This window comes from Planococcus beijingensis (genome assembly GCF_016820615.1).
In the GTDB taxonomy this organism is placed as follows: Bacteria; Bacillota; Bacilli; order Bacillales_A; family Planococcaceae; genus Planococcus; species Planococcus notacanthi.
The window spans coordinates 449,963-462,516 of sequence record NZ_JADHDZ010000002.1 but is presented as its reverse complement, the minus strand read 5'-3'; the positions used below and the strand labels follow the sequence as shown (position 1 = coordinate 462,516).

The window sequence follows — 12,554 nt, the reverse complement described above, 5'->3', positions numbered from 1 at the left end:
ACATGAAATTAAATAAATGTCTTTTAGCACTTCCACTATCATTGGCTTTATTGGTACCAACAGCAGCATTGGCGGATAGCCACGGTGGCCATTCGGCATCAAGTGAATCGGCGATGGAATCAAGCACTGCAACACCTGCAGCAGAATTGCGCATCACTCTTGATACAGCATTGACGGAACATGCTTTTTTAGCAATTGAAACGATGCGCAAAGGAGCGGATGGAGCAGAAGATTTCGACCAGGCTTCAGCAGCGCTTTTAGCCAACTCGGATGATATCGCAGCAGCAGTCTCTTCTGTTTATGGAGAAGAAGGCGGAGCAGCTTTCCTTGAAATCTGGAACTCCCACATCGGCTATTTCGTGGACTATGTAGTAGCAACAGGTGAGGACAACCAAGAAGCGAAAGACCAGGCATTGGCTTCACTGGAAGAATACAAACAGGAGCAAGCAGCTTTCTTCGATACGGCAACGGAAGGAAGATTGCCGGCTGATGCTGTACTGGAAGGTTTGAACATGCACGTGGATCAGTTGGTTATGGCTTTTGATGATTATGTAGCGGGTGACTTTGAAGCGGCTTACACGGGCGAACGCGAATCTATCCACCACATGAGCATGTTTGCTGAAAGTTTGTCCGTTGCGATTGCAGATCAGTTCCCGGATGTATTCGAAGGAACAAATCCTGATACACCTGCAGTTGATCTTCGTGCACAGCTGAATATGACATTTACAGAACATGCAGGTCTTGCAGCGATGGCGATGCAGGACGGCGCGGATGGCGCTGAAAGTTTCGACCAGGCTTCAGCAGCACTTCTTGCCAATGCGGATGATCTTTCTGCAGCAGTAGGATCGGTTTACGGCGAAGAGGCTGGAGCACAATTCTCTGAAATCTGGAATTCTCACATCGGCTACTTTGTGGATTATGTGGTAGCGACCGGTGAAGGCGATGCAGAAGCGCAGGAACAAGCGAAAGCGGATCTTGACGCCTATATTGTAGAACAGGCTGCCTTATTGGATGCAGCGACCGAAGGCCGCATTCCGGCAGCGGATTTTGAAGCCGGTTTGACAGCACACGTCGATCAATTGCTTGTGGCTTTTGATTCGTATGTAGCGGGGGATTACGAGACAGCTTACAGCTCGATTCGTGAAGCATACGCGCATATGACTATGCCGGCAGCGGGACTGTCAGCGGCGATTGTTGACCAGTTCCCGGAAGAGTTCAGTTCCACAGAAATGCCTTCAGAAATGCCTGCAACGGGTATGGGCGGCACAGCTGATTCCGGCACGATTCCATACTTGTGGATTTTGGCTGGCCTGATGCTTGCTGGATTGACTACAACACTGGCATTGCGTTTCCGCAAACAATAAAAAACGACTTGAAAACTATGAAAGGTTGTTCCAAAGCTGCAAAAACGGGCTGTTGGAACAGCCTTTTTTTAGTTTATATCGGTTATTGAAATATTTTTTATGGCACATCAAAAAGGCTGTTTATAAAAAACCGGAAGTGAGGATTGCTGAACAAAAGCAGATGGATGGCTGGTTTAATCTGGCTTATGTACAATTTGATCGAAAAGATTGTGATGGCTTTCCAAAATATAGCTGCATCCGAGGGGGGGTTGCTTCGAAATGTAGTTCATGAATATGTAATTCTAAAAAAGATTAAAAATTAGATTGCAATAAAAGAAACAAAACGATATTATATAAAACGTAACGTTTACGATTTAAACAGTACATAGTAAACAGAAGGTATGAGCAGATCCTGGGGTTCAATAGCTCGAGGAAACAACAAATGCGAATATGCAGTTGATGATAGGCGCAATAAGCATAAGACTATTATTTTTTTATTCTGTAAATCGTAATGATTACTTTTATGTGAGGAGAGTGGAGAACGTGAAAAAAGAAGTGGGTTTACTGTTGCTTATGATTTTATTCGTATTGGCCGGCTGTACATCGGCTACAGAAGGGCAGCAGAGTGACAATCCGAAAGAGCTCGAACTATTGTTCAATTTTGCGGCGCGGTCACTTGATCCCAATGTGGACAGCAGTTATGTACCGCTTCGAGCAGGAATCACGGAAACTTTGGTGCATCTGAATGACGATACGCTGAAGCTGGAGCCCTGGCTTGCTGAAAGTTGGGAAAGTGAAGATGGACAAGAATGGACCATCCAATTGAAAAAAGGCGTTACATTCCAAAACGGCAACCCGATGGATGGGAAAGCGGTGAAAGCATCATTAGAGCGTTCCATAAAGGACAACGTGGCCATCAAAAATGCGCTCCGCATAGCAACGATTGAAGCGGATGGCTTACAGCTGACAATAAAGACAATTTCACCGTTTCCAGAATTTCCATCTGAATTGGTCCATCCGAATACTTCAATTATCGACGTCACCGAACCTGATTTTATCAACAAACCGGTAGGCACAGGACCGTTTGCTGTTTCGTCGTTTATACCCGGTACAGCCGTGGATTTGGTCCGGTACGACGGCTATTGGGATGGGGTTGCCAAGTTAGAGGCTGCCAGGTTTTCGTTTAACGAAGACGCCAATGCCAGGTCGCTGGCACTTGAATCGGGGAATGCGGATATTGTTTTTCGTCCGGAAGTCCAAAACCTGGAGATTCTGGAAGCTTTGCCAGGCATCAAAGTGGAATCCACTTCCACTTTCCGTGTCCACCAAATGACGATGAACCTGGAACGGGAAACGATGAAAGATATCCATGTCCGAAAAGCGGTTGATGTGCTGGTTAATCGCCAATCGATTGCTGAAACGATCTTGAAGGGACATGCTGAAGTGGCAGAAGGCCCGTTTCCCTCTACATTTTCATTTGCTCCGGATTATCCTGAAAAATTAACTGGACTGGAATATGCGAAAGATCTTTTAGCACAAGGCGGATACGAGATAAAAGAAGGTGTGATGGAAAAGCAAGGAAAACCATTGGTTCTTACTTTATTGACCTATAGTGCACGTGCGGATTTGCCGCTGATTGCACAAGTCTTTCAATCGGACGCCAAGCAATTAGGTATTGCAGTGGATATCCAGCAAATTGAGGTTCCCGAAGAATACATGGCCGCCAACCGCGATTGGGATTTGGCGACTTACAGCAACTTAACAGCGCCTCGTGGAGATGCAGGCTATTATTTGAATGCCACTTATCATCCGCATGGTGCATTGAATTTCAGCGGTGCGGATGATGCTGCATTGACAGCGCTGATTGACGAGTTGAATAAGACAGTAGGACAAGAAGCGCGTTCGGCCATCGCTGAAGAAATTGCACTTTATGTAGATGAACAAGTTTACAATTCATTTATTCTTCATCCCAATACATTGGTCGCTTACAACGCAGATAAAGTAGAGAATTGGGTAACTTCAAAGAGCGAGTATTATATGTTGACCCATACGTTGGATGTGAAATAAATGGCGCGGATTTTAATGGGAAGAGCCAGCGAAGTGATGGTTTTTCTGTTAGTGGTCACCTTTGTCAGCTTCCTTTTTGCGAGATTGGCTCCTGGAGATCCGGTAATGTCGATTCTTCGTGTTGATGATGTATCTGTGACAACGGCGCAAGTAGAGACGTTGCGAGAGGAATTGGGATTTAATGAACCGCTTCTCGTGCAATATGGTAATTGGTTCATGGATTTTGTAAAACTGGACTTTGGGAAGTCCTATCTGACCAACCAACCCGTTTTGGAAATGCTCCTGAGCGGGCTTCCGGCAACATTGGAACTGACTGTGGGTGCACTAATGGTCATGCTATTCATTGCAGTTCCTTTAGGTTCTTTGGCGGCTATATACCGGAACAGTTGGATCGATCAAGTAAGCCGCTGGATCTCGTTGTTTGGAGCAGCGGTTCCAAGTTTTTGGCTCGGTCTGTTATTGATCGATCTCTTTGGAGTGCGCCTCAATGTGCTTCCGACTATGGGGCGTGATGGCTTTGTTTCCATATTGTTGCCATCGGTTACACTGGGCCTTGCCATTACGAGTGTATATGTCAGGTTGCTGCGTTCCAGTTTGATTGATGCTTTAAGCAATGATTACATAAAAGCGGCTCGTTCGAGAGGGATTTCCGGAGTCCAGATTTTTTTCTTCCATGCATTGCGGGCTGCCTTGCCGCCGGTGATCACCGTTTTTGGCGTCAGTCTAGGCAGTTTAATCGGCGGCGTAGTCGTCATCGAAGTGATTTTTGCCTACCCAGGAATCGGCAAAATGGTGGTGGAAGCTATCAGAGCACGGGACTACCCGGTCATTCAAGGTTACCTGTTCCTGATGGCCGTCATTGTATTTATTGTCAACAGCCTGGTTGATATCTCATACCGCTACTTAAATCCTAGAATCAGAATGCATGAAAGGAAAGAAAGCTAATGGTCGTTTTGAAAATGAAAATCAGAAAGCGGAATTGGAAAACCGGAATGTTGGTTATGCTTTTAATCCTGGTGGGCTTCCTTGCAGCATATACTTTTCTTTTCCTGAAACATGATGCGGATATGGTAGATCTGAATTCGCGGCTATCGCCGATGAGCCTGCTGCATCCGTTTGGGACTGACCATCTTGGCCGTGACGTAATGACACGGATTTTTCTGGGCGCACAGCAGACTGTAGGATATGCCTTCACGGCATTAGCGGCAGCAGTGATGATCGGTTTGCCGATCGGATTGGTGGCCGGTTATAAAGGCGGGATAATAGAACGGATCCTGATGCGCATTGCAGATGCATTTCTCACTTTTCCGGATACGATTGTGGCGATTGTCTTAAGCGGACTAATGGGACCGGGTATTGAAAACCTTTTACTGGCCATCGTCTTTGTCAAATGGGTGAATTATGCCCGCCTCACCAGGAGCACAGTGGTCAATGAACGAGAAAAAGAATATATTGCCATGGCAAAAATCAATGGTTTAAGCGATGGACAGATTATCCGCAAACATATTTTTCCGCATATCGTCGGCAATGTCTTAGTGCTCGCAAGCTTGGATTTAGGGAAAATCATTCTGCTGATTTCATCATTATCCTATATCGGACTAGGAGCTCAGCCTCCAGCTCCAGAATGGGGTGCTATGCTGAATGATGCCCGCCCTTATTTTCAATCCATGCCTTCGTTAATGATTTATCCCGGACTGGCGATTGTGGCCGTGGTGCTCATTTCCAATATTGCAGGCGATTATTTACGGGACAAATTTGATGTAAAAAAGGAAGTGCAACTGTGAATTTATTGGAAGTTAACGAGCTGACGATACAGACGGCAACCCGACAAATTGTAAAACGAATTTCGTTTTCTGTAGAACCGGGAAACTGGCTGGCCATCGTCGGCCAAAGCGGCAGTGGGAAAAGCATGTCAACGTCAGCCATCGGCCAATTGCTGGCGCCGAATCTGAAAGCAGGTGGAGAAATCCTGTTCAATGGCAGCAATCTCCTTGAAATGTCTAGTAAGAAATTGAACAGCATACGCGGCAAGCAAATCGCTTATATATTTCAGGACTACCAAAACTCATTTACGCCATTTATGACCATCGGCAAGCATTTTGACGAGTATCAGCGGAACCATCTCCAATTGTCAAAGGCTCAACGACTCCAAAATAGGCAGCAGGCACTCGCTTCTGTCGGACTTGGAGACGAATACGCTGACCGTTTTCCCTTTCAACTGAGCGGGGGCCAATTGCAGCGTACAGCCATTGCTCTTGCACTGTTGCTGAAACCCGCTTTGGTGATCGCCGACGAGCCGACGACCGCTTTGGATAGCATCTCCTCTTACCCAATCCTGCAACTGCTGGCGCGTTTACAGAAAGAAACGGGATGTGCCATTCTCCACATTACCCATGATCTGCGTCATGCAGCCAACTATGCAGATCATGTTTTAGTCATGAAAGATGGAGACATACTTGAGCAGGGAAACAGGTCTCAGATTATGGAGTTTCCTCGGCATTCCTATACAAAAACTTTGCTTGAAGCAATACCAAGCCTAGGTCAGGCTGAAGAATAAACGGACGGAGGGGAACACATGGAGCTAATGAACATCAGCCGCGTCACGAAAACATTTTCATCTGGCAGGCAGGTACTGGATGACGTTTCATTTTCTTTGGAAAAAGGCCATTGTCTCGGAATCATCGGGGAGAGCGGCTGTGGCAAAAGCACGTTAGCCCGCTGTATATTGCAATTGGAGAAAATTGATTCAGGCGAAATTTCATTGAACGGACAGACGCTGCAAAATTTATCCGTAAAGAAACTGAAGCCATTCAGAAAGCACATCCAAGCCGTTTTCCAAAATCCTTCTGCTTCACTAAATCCAAAATTAAAGATACGTGATTCGTTGATGGATCCATATCTGCAATTCGGCAACCAAAAGGATTTACGGCATTTCAATTATGAGAGCAATGAGCAGTATGTTAAGCAGCTTCTGCACGCCGTCGAACTTCCAGCTAGCTTGGCTGACCGGTATCCACATGAATTAAGTGGAGGCCAGCAACAGCGTGCGGCAATCTGCCGTGCTATCAGCATTGAACCCGACGTGGTCATCCTGGATGAACCGACTTCAAGCCTGGACGTTCTATCACAAGCCTCACTACTGAAGCTGCTGGAGAAGCTTCGTCGGCAATTTTCGCTGTCCTACGTATTCATTTCACATGATCTGGCAGCTGTTGCTTCGTTAAGCCAACATTTGTTGGTCATGAAGGAAGGGCGCATAATTGACGCTTTTCCAACTGAAGAACTTTTTTTGCTTAAACGCCATTCCTATACGAAAGAATTGGTTTCCATGTATTGAAAAACGGAGTCTGTTTTTATAAAAACGCTCAATTGATATTCCCATCTATCTAAATTTAACGTGTTAGGAGCTTCGTCATGAATCACCGCAATTATTTAGCCTTAGCGATTCCGCTTACCTTGTCGACAGTCACTACTCCTTTACTGGGAGCCGTTGATACAGCAGTCGTCGGACAACTGCCGGATCCTGCTTATATCGGCGGTGTCGCCATCGGTACAGTAATTTTCAATACCCTTTATTGGCTGTTCGGTTTCCTGCGCATCGGAACATCGGGCTTTGCTGCCCAAGCAAACGGGGCAGATGATAAGCTTCAGGGAACGCTTGCATTCATCAGGCCATTGATTATTGCGCTTGTTGTGGGAATTGGCTTTATAGTGTTTCAAAAACCCATTGAATACATAGCCTTAAGTTTACTTCATCCTGCTGAAGATGTGGCCGAGTTGGCATCCGGATATTTCGGCATTCGCATATGGGGCGTTCCGTTTACTTTAATCAACTATGTCATTATGGGCTGGCTGATCGGCATGTCCCGCGTTAAAATTTCAGTCCTTATCCAAATTTTTATGAATCTGCTGAATATCGTCTTGGATGTGGTTTTTGTCTTCGGATTTGGATGGGGAGTTTCCGGTGTAGCCGCTGCCACCCTATTGGCTGAAGTGATAGCCTGCATACTCGGCTTATGGATCATTTGGCGCGGCACATCTTACCACTTCCAGGTTCCATCCATCAAAATGTTGGCAGACGGTTCATCTGTCAAAAAGATGATGGCGGTCAATCAGGATCTTTTTATCCGGACGATTTGTCTGCTGGCAGTTTTTAATTTATTTACATACAAAAGTGCAGATTTCGGAACGGAAACGTTGGCTGCGAATGCAGTTCTGCTGCAGATCCATTACTTGATGGCTTATTTTTTTGATGGGCTTTCCAACGCTTCCAGCATTTTCTCCGGTAAAGCAATCGGTTCGAAAGACAGAAAGCTTTTTCAAAGGAATTTGGAACTGTCGTTTCAATGGGCTTTCTATTCTTCGGTAATGCTGTTAATGCTTTATTGGATCTTCAAAGAATCGGTTTTCTCGTTTTTCACCTCGATTCCGGAAGTGATCCGGTTAGGATATATCTATGGCGATTGGCTGTTGTTCTTTCCTTTGGTTTCGAGTTTTGGTATTGTCCTATATGGTGTATTTACGGGGGCAACCGAAACCGTTCCAATCCGAAATTCCATGCTGCTTTCTTTAACTGTCTTTTTGATTGCAATGGCGGCAGGCGTACCGTATTTAGAAAACCATGGAGTATGGTTGGCCTTCATCTTGTTTAGTCTTGGCAGAACTGTTTTCTTGATTCTTTATGTGCCAAAATTGAACCTATTGATACGCAAGGAATAAAAAGTCGTCAACCACGTTCAGCATTAAATTTATTTTGCTCTTTGACATCTTGCCGGAAATAAAGTACATTATCTTATGGACGAACAATTATTTAGATATATAGATATATCATTCGTGTATAGGGGTGTTATTAATGGAAAATGTATTTGATTACGAAGATATTCAACTAGTTCCTGCAAAAGCGGTGGTTAACAGCCGTTCAGAATGTGATACGTCGATTGAATTTGGCGGGCGTACTTTTAAGCTGCCTGTTGTCCCTGCAAACATGCAGACAATCGTAGATGAAAAAATCGCGGGATTTTTAGCGGAAAATAATTATTTCTATATTATGCATAGATTTGAACCGGAAAAACGCTTGGCGTTCACAAAAGACATGCAGCAACGCGGTCTTTTTGCATCCATCAGTGTAGGTGTAAAACCGGAAGAATATGATTTCGTCCAGCAGCTGGCGGACGAAAAAGTCACACCGGAATACATTACGATCGATGTCGCTCACGGCCATTCCAACGCAGTCATTGATATGATTCAGCACATTAAGAAATTGGTGCCGGACAGCTTTTTGATTGCTGGAAACGTAGGGACGCCGGAAGCGGTCCGCGAATTGGAACATGCTGGAGCGGATGCGACGAAAGTGGGCATCGGACCCGGAAAAGTTTGTATCACTAAGATTAAAACGGGGTTCGGCACAGGCGGCTGGCAGCTGGCAGCACTTCGCTGGTGCGCAAAAGCGGCAAGCAAGCCAATTATTGCGGACGGCGGCATCCGGACACACGGCGATATTGCAAAATCGGTCCGTTTCGGGGCATCAATGGTTATGATCGGTTCTCTTTTTGCTGGCCATGAGGAATCACCTGGTGAAACCATCAACCAGGACGGCAAGCTGCTGAAAGAGTATTTTGGATCAGCTTCTGAATTCCAAAAAGGTGAAAAGAAAAACGTCGAGGGCAAGAAGATGTTTGTCGAATACAAAGGTTCATTGAAAGATACGTTGGTGGAAATGGAACAAGATCTTCAATCTTCGATTTCTTACGCTGGAGGAGACAAGCTCCTGGCCATCCGCAACGTGGATTATGTAATCGTTAAAAACTCCATTTTTAATGGAGACAAAGTATACTAAACAACATAAAAAGCCTTCAATCACTGGATTGAAGGCTTTTTTTCTGTTTGGCTGATTTTAGCCAGGCGATTGCTGAGACAGCAAGTATGGCTCCAAAGAGCATGACTTGGATGTTCTTAGGTACGGTTTGGATAACTCCATAAACAACAGCGAGTTCCAGTATCACGGCCGGAATTTTGCCGATTGTACTGGCAATCCAAAAATGCTTTCCGCTGATGGCGGTAAGTGCTGCACCGGCTGTAACGAAGCCCGACGGCATAAATGGCAGCAAGCGCAGCAGGATCACCAGACTGAAAATCCGTTTTGTTGACTGGCATGTGAATCGCTGCCAAAAAGGGTGTCGCAGCCATTTCGGATCTGCTTTTGCAAATCCATAACGGTACAGGTAAAAACCCATCCATGCACCGAATATTTCACCTGAAAACGTTAAAGCTGCACCGATATAAAGGCCTAACGAATCTATATTGACAGCGGTTATCAAGATACTGGGAATAAAACCGACCGCACCGACCACGAGATTGGCAAGTAACAAGACAAGAAATTCTAGTGCCAAGAGAAAAGAATCGATTACGGCACCTCCCATTCTATAGAAGAAGTTTTTCAGGATTCCCCAGTCGAAATCTTCAACAAAGTATCCATAGTCTTTCTTTCCACCATCATAGCAACAAACTGACCGGAACGGAAACAGGATTTTGTCTGTTTTCGACTTTATTGCAATTGATTTTTGGAATGGTTAAAAGTAGTATAAACCCTGTTTTTTTATCAGAAATTACGTTTTACTTTTATAAAAATGGATATGGATTAGTAGAAGAACGGAAAGGGGAGGATTGGCGAAGTGTCGATGGACAGATCAGACGAGTTGCCAAATGGAAACAGATAGCTGGGCATAAGCAGTACAATCTATAGAGGAGGATCTATTCATGAAAATTACCGACATCATGACAACAGAGGTTGAGACATGCGCTCCGGAAATGTCGATTCAGGAAATTGCTTCTAAAATGCTGGAGCTGGATGTTGGATCCATTCCCATCAGTGATGGCAAGCGATTATTGGGAATCGTCACAGACCGGGACATTGTAATTCGCGGAATCGCTTCCCAGATTTCATTGGATAGCCCGGTTTCACAGATTTTGACTTCAGAAATGGTTACCGGAACTAAAGATATGTCCATTGAAGACGCAGCTGATTTAATGACAAAACACCAGATTCGCCGGCTTCCGATTGTAGAAAATGACCAGTTAGTAGGAATCGTTTCTTTAGGAGACATCGCCCTAAGAGACCAGACAGATGACAACGCCAGTCTGATTTTGGAAGAAGTATCAGAATCGGATGACACAGAACTTCATTAACGAAACGTAAGGTGGAAAAAAGGCAAGTCCGATTATTTGTCGGACTTGCCTTGTATTGTTTTAATAGCCTGCGATATCCCGTTTAGTGAAAGCAATCCAAGAAGCCATTAAGAATAAAGTTAGGTATAAACACAAGATGGTGACGGAAAAGCTTAAGCTCATTCCTTCCATCGTAGGTTCGCCATTGAAGTACTGGCCAAGGTTGGTATTGGCGAACAAGATGTATTTGGCCCAGGAATATTGTGCCGTGAACAGGACGATGGAATTGCCGGCGAGCATCAATGTGACCGCTAAGCCGATTGCCATGCTGCTGCTTCTGAAAATCGTGGATATCATAAAGGCGAATGAAGCCATCATCACTAACGTAACTAAGCTTAATCCGTAATCTTTCATAATTTCGTTAAACAGGCCATTATGTACATACCCCATCCCTTGCTCAAGAACAACGGTTTGAGCTGGATTATTCAAGCCGAAGAACAAAGCACCAGTCAGCAGGCTGCTGGCAATGAGGAAGAAGATGAGTGTGAATGCGAACAAGAGAACCGTTAGGTATTTGGACAACAAAATTTTCGAGCGCGATATTGGACGGATCAGCAGAAGTTTGATGGTTCCCCATTTAAATTCATTCGAGACGATTCCAGCAGCAATGATGATGGTGAACAGGCTGATGAAAGTCGTGAAAAATGAGTTGTCATATAAAAACTGCCAGCCGTCATAAGGCAAGGGCTTGATGTCATTTTCAATGTGGTACATATTCTTTTCCAATTGAAATGGATTGGAAAGTTTGCTGAGTTCATCGTTGTCCAACTCCGATGTCAAGCGGATATTTTCTTCCTGAAGTTCGGCCTGCCAGTTCGTGCCGTATTCTGTAGTCTGGAACTCGCTGTCCCATAACCTGCTGATGATTCCTGAAGCCAGTATCAGAATGGCCAGTACGAAAAACATCACCCATGTGGATTTTCTGGCATACAATTTGATTTGTTCATTCCAGATCAAGTGGATTAAATTAGTCAATGCTGTTCTCTCCTATCAAATTAAAGAATTTGTCTTCTAAAGTTGACTGGAGAACATTGACCCCGTATACATCAAACCCCTGGCCAATCATTTTCTTCAAGATGGAAGGGATCTCTTCTTTTTGAAGCGATAGGATCAGTTCTTTTCCTTTCAAGCGGACACCTGTCGAAAGCTGAGTTTCCAGGTATTCTTTTGCTTGTGCCAGCGGTTCTGCTTCGATAAACACATCCTGCAATGCTGTCGAGTTTTCGGTGGTTTTCACTTCTTCTAATGCAACCAACTGTCCATTTTTGATGACGCCAATCCGATCGCACAGCAGCTCCATTTCAGAAAGCAGATGGCTGGATACGATGACGCTCACGTTTTCCTGCTCAGCAAGTGCACGGATGTACTTACGGATTTCGCGGATTCCGGAAGGATCCAAACCGTTTGTCGGCTCATCCAGTATCAGAATGGCGGGCTTGTGGAGAAGCGCTTGGGCAATGCCCAGCCGTTGTCGCATACCAAGTGAGTAGCGGCCGGCTTTTTCGTGAATCGCTTTTTCCAAGCCGACAAGGGAAATGGTTTCATGAATGCGTTGGTCCGTTATGCCGGGAACCATTCGCGCATATTGCTTGAGGTTTTTCCAGCCGCTCAGAAAAGGGTACATTTCAGGATTCTCAACAATCGCCCCATCGTGCTGGATGGCATTTTTAAAGTCGGTTTTGATGCTTTTTCCTTCAATCAGCACATCTCCTTCCGTCATACTGATCAAGCCCACCAGCATTCGGATGGTCGTCGTTTTTCCAGCTCCATTCGGTCCAAGAAATCCAAATACTTCACCTGAACGGATTTCAAAATCAAGTCCTTTAATGATTTCCTTGTTGCTGATTTTCTTTTTCAAGTTGATCAGCTGCATCTTTACTGCTGGTTTATCCATCCAACTACCTCCGTTTTTAATTCAGA

General features: G+C 44.9%; 12 protein-coding genes. 9 read left to right on the top strand and 3 right to left on the bottom strand.

Annotation, left to right across the window (positions count from 1 at the left end):
- The first annotated feature begins 2 nt into the window (after positions 1–2).
- The 8 genes from IRE19_RS08490 (at position 3) to guaC (ending at position 9,246) form a co-directional block, all read left to right on the top strand.
- Complete coding sequence (locus tag IRE19_RS08490; RefSeq protein ID WP_191715631.1) at positions 3–1,364, top strand: copper amine oxidase; 1,362 nt, start codon at positions 3–5, stop codon at positions 1,362–1,364.
- A 552-nt stretch (positions 1,365–1,916) separates the two neighbouring features.
- Positions 1,917–3,410, top strand: coding sequence for a nickel ABC transporter substrate-binding protein (gene nikA / locus IRE19_RS08485; protein ID WP_238943154.1), 1,494 nt, complete (start codon positions 1,917–1,919; stop codon positions 3,408–3,410).
- Complete coding sequence (gene nikB / locus IRE19_RS08480; RefSeq protein WP_203340016.1) at positions 3,411–4,355, top strand: nickel ABC transporter permease; 945 nt, start codon at positions 3,411–3,413, stop codon at positions 4,353–4,355.
- Positions 4,355–5,194, top strand: a complete 840-nt coding sequence (nikC, locus tag IRE19_RS08475; protein WP_238943130.1) for a nickel transporter permease — start codon at positions 4,355–4,357, stop codon at positions 5,192–5,194. Before nikB ends, nikC begins: the two co-directional genes overlap by 1 nt.
- Complete coding sequence (locus IRE19_RS08470) at positions 5,191–5,967, top strand: ATP-binding cassette domain-containing protein (protein ID WP_203340015.1); 777 nt, start codon at positions 5,191–5,193, stop codon at positions 5,965–5,967. The genes nikC and IRE19_RS08470 overlap by 4 nt, the downstream gene beginning before the upstream one ends.
- Positions 5,968–5,985: 18 nt before the next feature.
- Positions 5,986–6,747: an ABC transporter ATP-binding protein gene (locus IRE19_RS08465; RefSeq protein ID WP_203340014.1), complete on the top strand. Its 762-nt coding sequence runs from the start codon at positions 5,986–5,988 to the stop codon at positions 6,745–6,747.
- Positions 6,748–6,824: 77 nt separating this feature from the next.
- Positions 6,825–8,129, top strand: a complete 1,305-nt coding sequence (locus IRE19_RS08460) for an MATE family efflux transporter (protein ID WP_203340013.1) — start codon at positions 6,825–6,827, stop codon at positions 8,127–8,129.
- A 133-nt stretch (positions 8,130–8,262) separates the two neighbouring features.
- Positions 8,263–9,246, top strand: coding sequence for a GMP reductase (gene guaC / locus IRE19_RS08455; protein WP_191715636.1), 984 nt, complete (start codon positions 8,263–8,265; stop codon positions 9,244–9,246).
- Positions 9,247–9,262: 16 nt separating this feature from the next.
- On the opposite strand, the gene IRE19_RS08450 is transcribed toward guaC, so the two are convergent.
- On the bottom strand, positions 9,263–9,778 hold the full coding sequence (locus tag IRE19_RS08450; RefSeq protein ID WP_238943129.1) for a TVP38/TMEM64 family protein: 516 nt from the start codon (positions 9,776–9,778) through the stop codon (positions 9,263–9,265).
- A gap of 388 nt (positions 9,779–10,166) precedes the next feature.
- On the opposite strand from IRE19_RS08450, the gene IRE19_RS08445 reads away from it, so the two are divergent.
- A complete protein-coding gene (locus IRE19_RS08445; protein ID WP_203340011.1) occupies positions 10,167–10,595 on the top strand; it encodes a CBS domain-containing protein in 429 nt (142 codons plus the stop codon).
- 60 nt (positions 10,596–10,655) lie between these two features.
- On the opposite strand, the gene IRE19_RS08440 is transcribed toward IRE19_RS08445, so the two are convergent.
- Positions 10,656–11,609, bottom strand: coding sequence for an ABC transporter permease (locus IRE19_RS08440; protein WP_203340010.1), 954 nt, complete (start codon positions 11,607–11,609; stop codon positions 10,656–10,658).
- Entirely contained in the window at positions 11,602–12,528 is a 927-nt protein-coding gene (locus tag IRE19_RS08435; RefSeq protein ID WP_203340009.1) for an ABC transporter ATP-binding protein, read from the bottom strand. Before IRE19_RS08435 ends, IRE19_RS08440 begins: the two co-directional genes overlap by 8 nt.
- Between the last annotated feature and the right edge of the window lie 26 nt (positions 12,529–12,554).